The 13552-nt window shown below is 58.7% G+C and carries 13 protein-coding genes and 1 tRNA gene; 3 read left to right on the top strand and 11 right to left on the bottom strand.

The window, feature by feature from the left end; all coding sequences use genetic code 11:
• Positions 1–272 precede the first annotated feature (272 nt).
• The 3 genes from WCA53_RS08640 to WCA53_RS08630 form a co-directional block, all read right to left on the bottom strand.
• Positions 273–800: a Fur family transcriptional regulator gene (locus tag WCA53_RS08640; RefSeq protein WP_423908005.1), complete on the bottom strand. Its 528-nt coding sequence runs from the start codon at positions 798–800 to the stop codon at positions 273–275.
• A gap of 59 nt (positions 801–859) precedes the next feature.
• Positions 860–1033 carry a hypothetical protein gene (locus WCA53_RS08635; RefSeq protein WP_423908003.1) on the bottom strand — a complete coding sequence of 58 codons (174 nt, stop codon included), beginning with the start codon at positions 1031–1033 and terminating at the stop codon, positions 860–862.
• Between the two features lie 243 nt (positions 1034–1276).
• Positions 1277–1353: transfer RNA gene (locus WCA53_RS08630), tRNA-Pro, on the bottom strand.
• Between the two features lie 171 nt (positions 1354–1524).
• Between WCA53_RS08630 and sixA the strand changes: the two genes are divergently transcribed.
• Positions 1525–1983 (top strand): phosphohistidine phosphatase SixA, encoded by a 459-nt coding sequence (sixA, locus tag WCA53_RS08625; protein ID WP_423908001.1) that lies wholly within the window; start codon positions 1525–1527, stop codon positions 1981–1983.
• A gap of 260 nt (positions 1984–2243) precedes the next feature.
• Entirely contained in the window at positions 2244–3020 is a 777-nt protein-coding gene (locus WCA53_RS08620) for a GNAT family N-acetyltransferase (protein ID WP_423908009.1), read from the top strand.
• Positions 3021–3181: 161 nt separating this feature from the next.
• On the opposite strand, the gene ppx is transcribed toward WCA53_RS08620, so the two are convergent.
• Positions 3182–4699, bottom strand: coding sequence for an exopolyphosphatase (gene ppx, locus WCA53_RS08615; protein WP_423907998.1), 1518 nt, complete (start codon positions 4697–4699; stop codon positions 3182–3184).
• A 281-nt stretch (positions 4700–4980) separates the two neighbouring features.
• Between ppx and ppk1 the strand changes: the two genes are divergently transcribed.
• Positions 4981–7044 carry a polyphosphate kinase 1 gene (gene ppk1, locus WCA53_RS08610; RefSeq protein ID WP_423907995.1) on the top strand — a complete coding sequence of 688 codons (2064 nt, stop codon included), beginning with the start codon at positions 4981–4983 and terminating at the stop codon, positions 7042–7044.
• Between the two features lie 12 nt (positions 7045–7056).
• On the opposite strand, the gene phoR is transcribed toward ppk1, so the two are convergent.
• The 7 genes from phoR to pstS form a co-directional block, all read right to left on the bottom strand.
• Positions 7057–8370, bottom strand: a complete 1314-nt coding sequence (phoR, locus tag WCA53_RS08605) for a phosphate regulon sensor histidine kinase PhoR (RefSeq protein ID WP_423907992.1) — start codon at positions 8368–8370, stop codon at positions 7057–7059.
• An 83-nt stretch (positions 8371–8453) separates the two neighbouring features.
• Positions 8454–9167 (bottom strand): phosphate regulon transcriptional regulator PhoB, encoded by a 714-nt coding sequence (gene phoB / locus WCA53_RS08600; RefSeq protein ID WP_423907990.1) that lies wholly within the window; start codon positions 9165–9167, stop codon positions 8454–8456.
• Between the two features lie 54 nt (positions 9168–9221).
• Positions 9222–9926 (bottom strand): phosphate signaling complex protein PhoU, encoded by a 705-nt coding sequence (gene phoU / locus WCA53_RS08595; RefSeq protein ID WP_423907988.1) that lies wholly within the window; start codon positions 9924–9926, stop codon positions 9222–9224.
• A 73-nt stretch (positions 9927–9999) separates the two neighbouring features.
• Positions 10000–10755: a phosphate ABC transporter ATP-binding protein PstB gene (gene pstB / locus WCA53_RS08590; protein ID WP_423908007.1), complete on the bottom strand. Its 756-nt coding sequence runs from the start codon at positions 10753–10755 to the stop codon at positions 10000–10002.
• 149 nt (positions 10756–10904) lie between these two features.
• Positions 10905–11801: a phosphate ABC transporter permease PstA gene (gene pstA / locus WCA53_RS08585; RefSeq protein ID WP_423907986.1), complete on the bottom strand. Its 897-nt coding sequence runs from the start codon at positions 11799–11801 to the stop codon at positions 10905–10907.
• Positions 11798–12781 carry a phosphate ABC transporter permease PstC gene (gene pstC, locus WCA53_RS08580; protein WP_423907984.1) on the bottom strand — a complete coding sequence of 328 codons (984 nt, stop codon included), beginning with the start codon at positions 12779–12781 and terminating at the stop codon, positions 11798–11800. The genes pstA and pstC overlap by 4 nt, the downstream gene beginning before the upstream one ends.
• 93 nt (positions 12782–12874) lie before the next feature.
• A partial coding sequence (gene pstS, locus WCA53_RS08575; RefSeq protein WP_423907981.1) for a phosphate ABC transporter substrate-binding protein PstS occupies positions 12875–13552 on the bottom strand: 678 nt, incomplete at its 5' end.

Genomic DNA, 13552 nt, shown 5'->3' with positions numbered 1-13552 from the left:
TGGTCGTTCTGCTTAAGTCGGATTTTCTTGCTTATTTCTGTTAGCCCCTATCCGGGGCGGGACTTCATTTCTTTTCAAACGCGAAAAGAAACGAAGCAAAGAAACGCGTTTTAAACCGCCAATTTTTTAGTGTCGTCGTTGCTCACGTCAGGTTTTTGGCACGAACGTAGCCCGGCCCCAAACATTTAACCCGCAGTCGAACACCCCCCTCAAGCACCAATCGCGCGCACACGCTTCGCCTCAACGGCCCTAACCCCATTACCCCCCAACGCCTAGTGCGTAGCGCACTCATCCTGATGTGCGCCCGGATCCTCCGCCGCCTGGCACGCGGGGCAAACACCCTTCAGCTCAATATCGTCACCGGCCAGCCGATAACCGCTCGCCTCCACCTGCGACATCAAACTCTGTCTCAACTGCTTTTGCTGCGGCAACTCAGTCACGCGCCCACACTGCTGGCAAACAACCAACACGCCATGCTGGCAATGCGTTAAATCGTGACAAACGGTGAATGCGTTGATTGACTCAATTCGATGAATCAGCCCCGCCGACAACAGGAAGTCGAGCGCGCGATAAACCGTAGGCGGCGACGCGTTCGGGTGCATCGCACGCATCTCGTCAAGCAGCGTGTACGCCTTGGTCGCCCGCCCGGACGTAAGCAGCAATTCGAGCACCGTGCGACGGATCGGCGTGAGTTTCTGGCCACGCTCACGACAATAATCGTCGGCCATCGAAACCGCGGCCTGAAGCGCGTCGGCGGAGGAATGGTCGTGAGAATGCAGAGCGTTTGCGGGCTTGTTCATGGACAAATTATACGCTGGAGAACCAGCAGGCTTTCAGCGACGAAAGCCCGGACAAGCCCTCACTGCGGCTTCGTGAGGTCATTTGGCGCGATGATCATGTCCGGCGGCCGGGTATCGGTAGGCACACCCTTGTAATCGGCCGGATCCTGCGGCGGCGTGCGCTGCGGCGACGCACTATCCGCACAAGCGGCCAACAAGAGGGAAACGGCAAGCAGGACGGCGAAACGTAGCATGAGCAGACCGCAGACGAATGCGGTTTTGACAAGTGAGAGCAGGAGATTAAACGATATCGGCCATTCGCGACTAAACGGAAACGGCAAACGCCCGCGCCACAACCATGCAGACCAAGCGAATCGTCCATGGACGGCCCGCGCGGGACTAATCGGCCGGACTTAGCTTCACGCTCGACGCAAGATTTCCCCGCACAATGGAAAAGGGGTCACGAGTTAAAACTCGTGACCCCTTTCTTTAAAACGTGGTCGGAGCGAAAGGATTCGAACCTTCGACCCTCTGATCCCAAATCAGATGCGCTACCAGGCTGCGCTACGCTCCGACAAGCCAAAGATCATAACGTTTTTCTGCCTCGCGTGCAACCAAAAGGACGTCGGTGACATCGAAAACTGTTTGATCGCGTGAGATTGCACAATGTGAGACGTGACTGGTCGGAACGAAATATGCGATTCGGATTGCGAAACCGCGCAATTGACAATCAAAGGAGGCACTCATGAACCTGATTCTATGGCGACACGCCGAGGCACAGGACCTGGCCGCAAGCGATCTCGCGCGGCAATTGACTGCGCGTGGTCAAAAGCAGGCGCAGGCGGCCGCGAAGTGGTTGAGGAGCCGCATCGATGACGATGCGTTGTTTCTCGTCAGTCCCGCCGTGCGTACCGTCCAGACCGCCGAAGCCTTTGGCGATCGCTACCAGACGGTGAACGAACTGTCGCCGGGCGCGAGCGCGCAAGCCGTGATCGATGCGGCGCACTGGCCGGACGGCCCTGCCCAAACCGTCGTAATCGTGGGACACCAGCCGACGCTCGGGCGCGTAGCCGCGCTGTTGATGACGGGCCACGAGGCGGAATGGAGCATGAAGAAAGCGGGCATCTGGTGGTTCGAGGGCCGATCGCGTGCCGGCGATGGACAGGTGGTGCTGCGCGCGGTAACCAGTCCCGATTTGCTGTGAGCGGCGGTGAGTGACGGGCGGCCATTGACCGGCGGTGCGTGACGACTGACCGCCGCCTATTGACCGGTCACGCGAGTTCACGGAGAACCGAGGCCGTGACACGCGATGAGGTATAGATTCATTGAATCGTCACTCTGACGCCATGTGAGCGTCATTCAAAATCCTTACATTGGCGACTAGCGATAAAACGCCAGTCAAATCCATTTTAGGGATGGCCAATGCAGAAACCGACGCCTGCCTTTGTAAGTACATCGAACGGAATGAGCGGGTCCGGCCTTGAGTCACGCCGGAGCTTGCCGCACGCAGCCGAGACGGTTTCCGGCGCGCATCGCTTGCGGGTATCGTGGGCGCATTCCGAGTCGGAACTGCGTGAAGCGCAGCGTTTGCGCTACCGCGTGTTCGCCGACGAAATGGGTGCGCAACTGAGTGGTCCGGCGGGCCTGGATGTCGATGCATTCGATGCATTTTGCGACCACCTTCTCGTGCGCGACCTGGATACGCTGAAAGTGGTGGGAACGTATCGCGTCTTGCCGCCGCATCAGGCGTTGCGAGCGGGTCGGTTGTATGCCGAGAGCGAGTTCGACGTATCGCGGCTTGCGCACTTGCGCCCGAAACTGGTGGAAGTCGGCCGCTCATGCGTGCACGCGGATTATCGGAGCGGCGCGGTGATCATGTCGTTGTGGGGCGGGTTGGCGGCGTACATGAAGCAGAACGGCTACGAGACGATGCTGGGGTGCGCGAGCGTATCGATGGCGGATGGTGGCCACTACGCGGCCGATCTCTATACCGGCCTGGCGAAGGACGTGTTGGCGTCGCCGGACTACCGCGCGTTTCCCCACACTGCCCTGCCGGTGGAGGAATTAAAGACGGGTACGACGGTGGCTCCGCCGCCGCTGCTGAAGGGTTATTTACGTTTGGGCGCCAAGATCTGCGGCGCTCCGGCGTGGGATCCGGATTTCAACGTGGCGGACTTCCTGACGTTGCTGCGAATATCGGAAATCGGTGCGCGCTACGCGCGCCATTTCATGGCCGACTAGCGCGTACAGCGAAATGGCGAAGCGCGCTCGGCAGGAAGGTAAGAGACTTAAAGGAGACGTCGCGCAAAACGCCTGGAGGCTCGCGTAGTACGGAGTGCGAATCAAACTAAACCGATAAGAAACAACGCACGATTCCGAGGCCGAGGGGCGCCCGGGGCACATCACCCTCCCGTATAAACCACCCGATACGGCCGCCCGATCTTTTCCCACTCGGCTGCTTCCTGCACCAGGGAATAGTCGGTAAGCGGATTGAGCGCGACCCAATCATTGGGCAACCTCACATCGAACCCGCCCGCGGCGAGAGAAACGACTATGGCGGGCAATTCGACATCGGCACGTCGCCGGCACAGGAGCGCTGCGAGCCGCAGGCAAAACAGCAAAGTCCAGTCGATATCGCGCGCATGGGCAAGCTTGCCCAACTTCCCGACATGACCCAAAACCAGTGCCGCCAACCGAGCCTGATCGGTACGCGAAAACCCGGGCATGTCGGCATGACTGGCAATATAAGCCGAGTGCTTGTGATACCCGCTATGCGAGATGGAAAGCCCGATCTCATGCAGCGCCGCGGCCCAACCCAAAAACATCTGGTTCTCAAGCTTCCGGTCGCTATCGACATCACGCGACTCCAGTTGCTCATAAAATCGGATCGCCAGCCCCGCTATGCGATCCGACTGCTCGCCATCGACCGCATAACGCCGCTTGAACCCATCCACGGTCACCGTGCGCATATCCTGATGCTGCGTACGCCCTAGCAGGTCGTAGAGCACCCCAAGCCGCAACGCGCCGTCGGTGGTATCCACATAGTCGATACCCAGCTCCTCGAACACGCCCAGCATGATCGACAACCCGCCGGCCAGCACGGGAATGCGATCGGCCTTCAACGCGTTCAACTTCAGCCGGTTCACATTCTCGGCCTTGATCAGCGCCCTCTTCAACCGCTCGAGTCCACCGCGGGAAATGCCGTGCGTGATGTGCGCGTCGTTGAAACCATTCGCTTCGATCAACTCGGCCAGCGCCCGCGCCGTACCCGAGGATCCGATCGCCTGATCCCATCCGGTCTGCTTGTATTCGCTGGAAATAATCTCGATTTCGCGCTTGGCGGCGAGTTCGGCCTGGCGCATTGAATATTCATCGACATTGCCGGCGGCGAAGAACAACCGGCTATGACTCACGCAGCCGATATACAGGCTTTCCATATGAATCGGCGTGTAATGCGAGCCGATAATAAATTCCGTCGATCCCCCGCCGATATCCACTACCAGCCGCGTACCCGCATTCGCCGGCACAGAGTGAGCGGCGCCCGCGTAAATAAGCCGCGCTTCCTCACGCCCTGCAATCACTTCAATAGGAAACCCCAGCGCATTCTGCGCTTCCGCCAGGAATTCATCGGCGTTCTTGGCGACCCGCAGCGTATTGGTCGCGACCGCCCGCACGCGATCCGGATGAAAATCCCGAAGGCGTTCACCGAAACGCTTGAGCGCGTCCCAGCCGCGCAATTGCGACGCGCGATCGAGCATCTTGTCGCTCGACAGTCCGGCGGCAAGGCGCACCGGCTCGCGCAAGGCATCGACTTGATAGATCGGGCTGCCCGACGGCGTCTCTTCAACGCGACCGACGATCAACCGGAAACTGTTCGATCCGAGATCCACGGCTGCCAAAAGATGAGGTGTTTTGACCATCGATTTTCCAGAGATTCCGTAGGTTGAGCCGGCCCGAATCGTACCGCGAGTGCAGCCCGTGGGTTTAACGCTTTTCACGAAACTGCAACGCAGCAGCGAAAAATTTTAATTCACAGCGCATTGCACGAAATGAACGAGCAGCCGAATTTCTCCAACATGGACCTTACCCGCCCCCTACGAAAAATTGATGACATTTCGATTTCATAAAAATGTCATCATATTGTGGTCCGTTCCAAGCGATCCTTGCACATTCCGCCTTTCCTGACTGGTTGCAACTATCGATGTCGTTACGCTACCCCCTTCTGAACCGCGAATTGGGCATTCTGGGTTTTAACGAGCGCGTGCTGGCTCAAGCCGCCGATACCGCCGTCCCGTTGCTCGAACGCCTCCGTTTCATATGCATTACCAGCAGTAATCTCGACGAATTCTTCGAAGTCCGCATGGCCGGCATGCAGGAACAGATGCGCGACAATCCCGGCTCGCTGTCCCCCGACGGCATGTCGCTGCAGCACGTGTACGACCTTGTGGTCGAGCGCGCCCACCGGCTCGTGCATCAACAATACGCGATGCTGCAGGACACCGTATTTCCGGCGCTGGAAAGCGAGGGGATCTACTTCCACGGACATGAGTCGTGGAGCGCAGCGCAGACCGAATGGGCATCCGACTACTTCCAGAACGAGTTGCTGCCGGTGCTCACGCCGATCGGACTCGACCCCGCTCATCCCTTCCCGCGCGTGCTCAACAAGAGCCTCAACTTCGTGGTGGAACTCGAAGGCAAGGACGCTTTCGGGCGCCAGGCAGTCATGGGTATCGTGCAGGCGCCGCGAGCGCTGCCACGGCTCGTGCGCATGCCCGAGGCGCTGTCGGGTTATCCGCATGGCTTCGTGCTGCTCAGTTCGCTGATGCAGCGTTTTGTCGATGCCCTCTTCCCGCATCTGATGGTGCGCAGTTGCAACCAGTTTCGCATCACGCGCAATAGCGAGCTGTTTGTCGACGAAGACGAAATCACCAATCTGCGCGTCGCGCTGCAGGGCGAATTGCCCGCGCGCCATCTCGGCAACGCGGTGCGGCTGGAAGTGTCGGCGCAAACGCCGGCGCACATGATCCGGCGTCTTCTCGACGAAAGTGAGCTCAACGACCGCGATTGTTATCGCGTAGATGGGCCCGTGAATCTCGTACGGCTGATGCAACTCCCCGAGATGGTCGATCGGCCCGACCTGAAATTCGTGCCCCATATTCCTGCCGTGCCGAGCCGGCTCGCGAATACATCGAATCTCTTCGATGCCATCGACCAGGGCGACGTGCTTTTGCATCATCCGTACGAAAGCTTCCAGCCGGTGCTCGAATTGCTGCTGCAGGCCGCCAAGGACCCGCAGGTGGTCGCGATCAAGCAGACGATCTACCGGACGGGCACGGATTCACCGCTGATGGACGCGCTCATGCAGGCGGCGCGTAACGGCAAGGAAGTGACCGTGGTGGTGGAACTGCTCGCGCGCTTCGACGAAGAGACGAACATCAACTGGGCGTCGCAACTGGAAGCCGTGGGCGCGCACGTGGTGTATGGGGTGGTCGGCCACAAGTGCCACGCGAAAATGATGCTGATCGTGCGGCGCGTGTCGCAGAACGGCAAGTCGATGCTCAGGCGCTACGTGCACCTCGGCACAGGAAACTACCATCCTCGAACGGCGCGTCTTTATACCGACTTCGCGTTGATGACGTCGAACCAGCAGGTATGTGAAGACGTGCATCACGTGTTTCAGCAACTGACCGGGATTGGCGGCGAATTGCAGTTGCATGAACTTTGGCAAGCGCCGTTCACGCTGCATCCGAAGCTGATCGAGGCCATTCGTGTCGAAGCGGAGAATGCGCGCGCCGGACGCAAGGCGCGCATTGTCGCGAAGATGAATGCGCTGCTTGAACCGACGATTATCGCCGCGCTGTACGAAGCCTCGCAGGCGGGCGTCAAGATTGATTTGATCGTGCGCGGGGTGTGCTCGCTCAAACCGGGCGTGGCGGAGTTATCGGAGAATATTACGGTTCGCTCGATAGTCGGACGTTTTCTCGAACATACCCGTATCTTTTATTTTTATGCAGGAGGCGCCGAGAACGTGTATTTATCCAGCGCTGACTGGATGGATCGAAACTTCTTCCGCCGAGTTGAACTGGCATTCCCGTTGAATGACCGGCGCTTGAAACGACGCGTGATCGCCGAGGGCCTGTCGGTCTTTCTCGGCGATAACCAGTCCGCCTGGCTCATGCAAAGCGATGGGCATTATCGGCGGCGCAGGTCCGGTAAATCCATCCGCAATGCGCAGTTGGGCCTGCTCGCGAAGTTCTGTCCTTGATTGCTTGAACGTTCAAACCGCGATCGATTTTCTCGACGCGGTTCGTACCGCCGGAAACGTGACTGAAAAGGTACTGCCTCGCCCTTCTTCGCTTGTCACTTCAAGGTCGGCGAGATGGCGCTGCAAGACGTGCTTCACGATCGCCAATCCTAGCCCCGTGCCGCCCGTGTCGCGTGAGCGGCTTCTGTCCACACGATAAAACCGTTCGGTCAGGCGCGGAATATGTTCGGCGGGAATGCCGAGTCCGCTGTCGCGCACGCAAAATACGGCGCGATCACGCACGCGTTTCCACGATACATCGATACATCCGCCATCCGGTGTGTATCGAATCGCGTTCGTGACGAGATTCGCCAGCGCGCTGAACACCTCGGTTTCATTCCCAGCCACCGTGAGAGATTCATCGACATCGAAAACAATCTTGTGCCGGCCGCCTGAAAGATTCCCTGCGTCTTCTTCAAGATGCCGCAATACCGCACGCATATCGAGCAGCTCGTCGCTGGGCGGCTTGGCGTCGCCTTCGAGATTGGCGAGCACCAAAAGATCCCGCACGATGTTTTGCATCCGCGACGACTGCTGCTCCATCATTTCCAGATACCGGTCGCGATCGCTTTCATCGAGCGGCAATTCGCGCATGGTTTCAAGGAAGCCCGATAAAACCGTCAGCGGCGTTTTTAACTCATGCGAAACATTCGCCACGAAATCACGACGCATGGAGTCTGTTCTTTCAAGCTCGGTGATGTCGTTAGTCAGGATCAGTTTGCGATTTTCGCCATAAGGAAACACCTGCACCGACAACACCTTTTGCCGGGTCGGTCCCATGCCGCGCATTAGCAACACTTCTTCGAAATGCTGTGAAGCAAGATAGCGGACGAAATCCGGCTGCCTCACAAGATGCGTGATGTGCTGGCGTAGATCTTGTTTGGCGTCGAGCCCGAAATGCCGCTCCGCGATAGCGTTGCACCACTCGATCTGGTCGTGGTCGTCAAGCATGACCACACCATTGGGCGATGCCTGAATGCCCTGGATGAAGCGCGAATGTTGCTGCTCGACCTGACGCACCTGCGCATGCCAGCGCTTCGCGAGCTTGTGCAACCGGTAATAGATTTCGCCCCACATCCCCGGCGCGCTTGGCACTTCGCCGTACACGGGCGCGTCAAGCAAGCGCCACAGGCGCTGGGTGTGGAACGTGGTGAAGAGCGTTTGCACCACGAGCATGAAAAGCGCAAAGCAGAGCGCGACGCGCACGCCCAGCAGCGCGCCGATGACCACGCTCAATATCCCGAGTAACGTGAGGGACACGAGGGAACGTGTCCAGATGATATTCATGAGTTACTAGTTCGAGATTGAGCTAAATGCCCGGGCTTTAGGACCTGCCTATGGAATCGGGCCATCAGCATCGGGCCACGAGTTCAGGCGCTTTTGGCCAACCTATAACCACTGCCGCGAACGGTTTCAATCATGGCATCGCATCCCGCGGGCTTTAACGCGGCGCGCAAGCGCTTGATATGGACATCGACCGTACGCTCTTCCACGAATACATGGTCGCCCCAAACCTGATCGAGCAATTGCGTGCGGCTATGCACGCGTTCAGGATGCGTCATGAAGAAATGCAATAGGCGGAATTCGGTCGGACCGAGATCGAGCTTGATATCGCCGGCGGAATCAGCCGAATGCCCGTTAGCCGCTACTCGATGCGTAGCCGGATCAAGACGCAACCCATTGATTGCGACGACGTCTTCGGTCAATTGCGGTGCGCGGCGACGCAATACCGCCTTGATCCGCGCCATGAGTTCTTTCGGCGAGAACGGCTTCGTGACGTAATCGTCAGCGCCAATTTCGAGGCCGAGCACTTTATCCTGCTCGTCACCGCGTGCGGTGAGCATGATGATCGGAATATGCTTTGTGCGTTCATTGCTACGCAACTCGCGCGCGAATGCAATACCGGATTTACCCGGCAGCATCCAGTCGAGCAGGACGAGATCCGGCAATACGTCGCTGATCAGATTTTGCGCCTGCTCCGCGTTATAGGCGCGAATCGGGTAATGCCCGGCGTGCTGCAAATTCACCGAGATCAATTCGGAAATTGCGGGTTCGTCTTCTATGACGAGAATGCTGCTAGGCATCGGCACCTCTGTAACCTTCTTCGCGTAAGTAAATTTGAAAGATCGAAATGACGATCAGCTAAGTGCTTCGCGCTCCAGTTGATCCCGCGACACATGCCGGACATCCGTTCCCTTCACAATGTAAATAATGAATTCCGCAATGTTCTTGGCATGGTCGCCGATCCGCTCTACCGCTTTAGCGATAAACAGATAATCGAGCCCCGCCGAAATCATGCGTGGATCTTCCATCATGTAGGTCACCAGCTTGCGCACGAACGCGCGGAATTCTTCGTCGATGGCTTTGTCGTCGCGCACAATCTGCGCCGCCGCAACCGTGTCGAGGCGTGCAAAAGCATCGAGCGCGCGACGCAGGATGGACACCGCCATTTCGCCGGACAGCTTGATCTCGGCGATATTGACGTTACGTCCCATGCCGTCTTCGTTAATGCGCTTGACGCGCTTCGCGATTTTCTCGGCTTCGTCGCCGGCACGTTCGAGGTTCGTGATGGTTTTCGAAATCGCCATGAGCAGGCGCAAATCACGGGCGGCCGGCTGACGGCGCGCAATGATATTGCTGCATTCTTCGTCGATCTCGACTTCCATTGTATTGAGGCGCTGTTCGGCGAGAATAACCTGTTCGACAATTTCCATATCGAAGGTATTCAGCGCCTGCATCGCGCTGATGATCTGCGACTCGACCAGACCACCCATTTCCAGCACCTTCGACGACACCGCATTCAGATCGGCGTCGAACTGGCTCGACAAATGTTTATCGGACATGTATTACTCCTGAAGTCCTTTTCTAGCCCGTGTGACTGCCCGGAAGACTAACCGGGCGATCCATTTTGCTAAATCAGCCGAAGCGGCCGGTAATATAGTCTTCCGTTTCCTTGCGGGACGGCTTGATGAAGATTTTTTCCGTATCGCCGAATTCGATCAATTCGCCCAGATACATATAAGCAGTGTAGTCCGAACAACGCGCTGCCTGCTGCATGTTGTGCGTGACGATGACGACCGTGTAATCGCTTTTCAATTCCGCGATCAATTCCTCGATACGCCCCGTCGAAATTGGATCGAGTGCGGAACACGGTTCATCGAGCAACAGCACTTCCGGCCGGATCGCGATGCCGCGCGCGATGCACAGGCGCTGCTGCTGGCCACCCGACAAGCCGTAACCGCTCTGCTGAAGCTTGTCCTTCACTTCGTTCCACAGCGCCGCTTTGGTCAGCGCCCATTCCACCCGGTCGTCCATCTCCGAGCGCGACAGTTGTTCGAACATTTTCACGCCGAACGCGATGTTGTCGTAGATCGACATGGGGAACGGCGTCGGCTTCTGGAAGACCATGCCCACGCGCGCGCGCAGCAGCGAGATATCGCGGTTGGCGTCGAGCAGGTTGCTGCCGTCCATCAGGATCTCGCCTTCTGCCCGTTGCTCCGGATACAGCGCGAACATCTTGTTGAACGTGCGCAGCAGCGTCGACTTGCCGCAACCCGACGGACCGATGAACGCCGTCACCTTGTGCTCGGGGATACGCAGGTTCACGTTCTTCAGCGCGTGAAACTTGTTGTAGAAGAAGTTGAGGTTGTTCACCTCGATCTTCGCCTTCATCGAACCCACCGGCGGTGCCTGGTGAGCCGGTTTGAAGCCACCGGGCGACGCGCCGCGCTCGGCTGAATTTGCATTCGCGTTGTTACTCGCCGGGTTCGCATTCCGGGCGCTGATATCGGTTTCGACCGCGTTCATGGAATCACTCCGCCTTATTTTTTCGAAAAGATCGTGCGTGCCAGGATGTTCAGGCCGAGCACGCCGAGCGTGATCAGGAACACACCGGCCCACGCGAGCGCTTGCCATTGTGGGAACGGGCTCATCGCGAACTTGTAGATCGTGACGGGCAGGTTCGCCATCGGCTGGTTCATGTCCCACGAGAAGAACTGGTTGGACAACGCCGTGAAAAGCAGCGGCGCGGTTTCCCCCGTGATACGGGCGACAGCCAGCAACACACCCGTGACGATACCGCTCACCGACGCCTTCAAGGTGATCGAGACGATCATCTTCCACTTCGGCGTGCCGAGCGCGAACGCCGCTTCACGCAGCGCGTTCGGCACCAGCTTGAGCATGTTTTCGGTCGTGCGGATCACGATCGGGATCTGCAGCAGCGCCAGCGAGATCACGCCCGCCCAACCACTGAAGTGCCCCATCTGCGCCACGACGATCGCGTAGACGAAAAGGCCGATCACAATCGACGGCGCCGACAACAGGATGTCGTTGATAAAGCGCGTTGCGGCGGCGAGCCAGCCCTTTTGCCCATATTCCGCGAGGTACACACCGGCCAGGATGCCAAGCGGGGTGCCGATGAACGTGGCAAGCCCAACCATCATCAGGCTGCCGGCAATCGCGTTCAGCAAGCCACCACCGTCGGTATTGGGCGGCGGCGTGGATTGCGTGAACATGTCGATCGACAGGCCGCCAATACCCAGCTTGAGCGTGGTGAACAGAATCCAGATGAGCCAGAACAGGCCGAACGCCATGGCCGCGAGCGACAACACGAGCGCCACGACATTGGTGCCGCGCCGACGCCGCTGCAGCTTGATGCGTGTCGCTTCTTCGCGCTCCGGATTGCCGGAGCCGGGGAACTGCAAGGTCGGCTGGCTCACTTGGCGCCCTCCCCTTTTTCGAGTCGGAGCAGCATGAGTTTGGACATCGCCAGCACAATGAACGTGATCAGGAACAGGATCAGCCCGAGTTCCATCAAAGCCGATGTATGCAAGCCGGGACTTGCTTCGGCGAACTCGTTCGCGAGCGCCGAGGTGATGCTGTTGCCAGGCGAAAACAGCGAGACGTTATCGAGCAGGTTGGTGTTGCCGATCACGAACGTTACCGCCATCGTCTCGCCGAGTGCGCGGCCGAGGCCAAGCATCACGCCACCGATCACGCCGGTCCGCGTGAACGGGAGCACGATTTTCCACATCACTTCCCAGGTCGTGCAGCCGATGCCGTAAGCCGATTCCTTCAGCAGGACTGGTGTCACTTCGAACACGTCGCGCATCACGGACGCAATGTACGGAATGATCATGATCGCTAGGATCACGCCGGCGCACAGGATACCGATACCAATAGCCGGCCCCTGGAAGAAGCGGCCGATCAGCCAGGCGTTGCCGAGCAGCTTGCCCAGCGGCTTTTCGAAATAGGTCGCGAAGATGGGCGCGAAAACCAGCAGGCCCCACATGCCATAGACGATCGACGGAATGGCCGCGAGCAACTCGATTGCGACGCCGAGCGGCCGGCGTAACCAGGAGGGCGCGAGCTCAGTCAGGAACAGCGCAATGCCGAAGCTCACCGGCACGGCGATGATCAGCGCGATGATCGATGTAGCGATGGTGCCGTAGATAGGAACGAGCGCACCGAACGTATCGGTCTGCGGGTCCCACTCCGACTTCCAGAGAAAACTGAGTCCGAATTTTTCGAGCGTGGGCCACGAAGCCACGACGAGCGATACGATGATGCCGCCCAGCAGCAGCAGCGTAACGACCGCGGCGAGCCGGGTCAGGCCGCCGAAAATGACGTCGCCAAAGCGGCTCGGAGCGCGCTGTACGCCACTGGCAGGCGGGGCCGACGAGAGGTTGATGTCCGACATGGGAACCTTCGGATGAACCGCGCGGCGGGTGCCGCGCGGTGAGACTGGTACTGGACTACAAACTTGCCGGCCGCTTACTCTACTCGGGCCAGCTTACTGAACGACCGACTTACCCGCGGCGTCCTTGACCTTCGACTTCCATTGCGTCTTGATTTCGGCCACAACCGAATCAGGCAGCGAGATGTAGTCCAGGTTATCAGCCGCCGACGTACCGTTCTTGAACGCCCAGTCGAAGAACTTCAGCGTTTCCGTGCCTTGAGCGGGCTTGTCCTGCGTCGTGTGCAGCAACACGAACGTTGCGCCGACAACCGGCCATGCGTCCTTGCCCGGCTCGTTCGTGAGGATCTGGTAGAACGACTTCGACCAGTCCGCGCTTGCTGCCGCTGCCTTGAACGTTTCCGTTTTCGGCTCGACCACGTTGCCTGCCGCGTTCTTCAAGTCGACATACGTCATCTTGTTTTGCTTAGCGTACGCCCATTCCACATAGCCGATAGCACCCGGCAGGCGTTGAACGAACGCGGCGACGCCGTCGTTGCCCTTGCCGCCCGTGCCCGTCGGCCAGTTGACCGTCGAACCTTCGCCTACCTTGCTCTTCCACTCGGCGTTCACTTTGGACAAGTAGTTCGTCCAGATGAAGCTCGTGCCGGAACCGTCAGCGCGACGCACGACCGCGATGTCGTCATCCGGCAGCTTCAGCTTCGGATTCAACGCGACGATTGCCGGGTCGTTCCACTTCTTGATCTTGCCCAGGTAGATGTCGCCGAGAACTTC

The organism is Caballeronia sp., from assembly GCF_049581465.1.
Taxonomy (GTDB): domain Bacteria; phylum Pseudomonadota; class Gammaproteobacteria; order Burkholderiales; family Burkholderiaceae; genus Caballeronia.
The sequence above is the reverse complement of the archived record's forward strand: the minus strand, read 5'-3'. Positions and strand labels throughout refer to the sequence as shown.

Excerpts from the sequence above, each read along its gene's own strand:
- WCA53_RS08640 (WP_423908005.1), bottom strand. The coding sequence starts at position 800 with ATGAACAAGCCCGCAAACGCTCTGCATTCTCACGACCATTCCTCCGCC.
- WCA53_RS08635 (WP_423908003.1), bottom strand. The coding sequence starts at position 1,033 with ATGCTACGTTTCGCCGTCCTGCTTGCCGTTTCCCTCTTGTTGGCCGCT.
- sixA (WP_423908001.1), top strand. The coding sequence starts at position 1,525 with ATGAACCTGATTCTATGGCGACACGCCGAGGCACAGGACCTGGCCGCA.
- WCA53_RS08620 (WP_423908009.1), top strand. The coding sequence starts at position 2,244 with ATGAGCGGGTCCGGCCTTGAGTCACGCCGGAGCTTGCCGCACGCAGCC.
- ppx (WP_423907998.1), bottom strand. The coding sequence starts at position 4,699 with ATGGTCAAAACACCTCATCTTTTGGCAGCCGTGGATCTCGGATCGAAC.
- ppk1 (WP_423907995.1), top strand. The coding sequence starts at position 4,981 with ATGTCGTTACGCTACCCCCTTCTGAACCGCGAATTGGGCATTCTGGGT.
- phoR (WP_423907992.1), bottom strand. The coding sequence starts at position 8,370 with ATGAATATCATCTGGACACGTTCCCTCGTGTCCCTCACGTTACTCGGG.
- phoB (WP_423907990.1), bottom strand. The coding sequence starts at position 9,167 with ATGCCTAGCAGCATTCTCGTCATAGAAGACGAACCCGCAATTTCCGAA.
- phoU (WP_423907988.1), bottom strand. The coding sequence starts at position 9,926 with ATGTCCGATAAACATTTGTCGAGCCAGTTCGACGCCGATCTGAATGCG.
- pstB (WP_423908007.1), bottom strand. The coding sequence starts at position 10,755 with ATGAAGGCGAAGATCGAGGTGAACAACCTCAACTTCTTCTACAACAAG.
- pstC (WP_423907984.1), bottom strand. The coding sequence starts at position 12,781 with ATGTCGGACATCAACCTCTCGTCGGCCCCGCCTGCCAGTGGCGTACAG.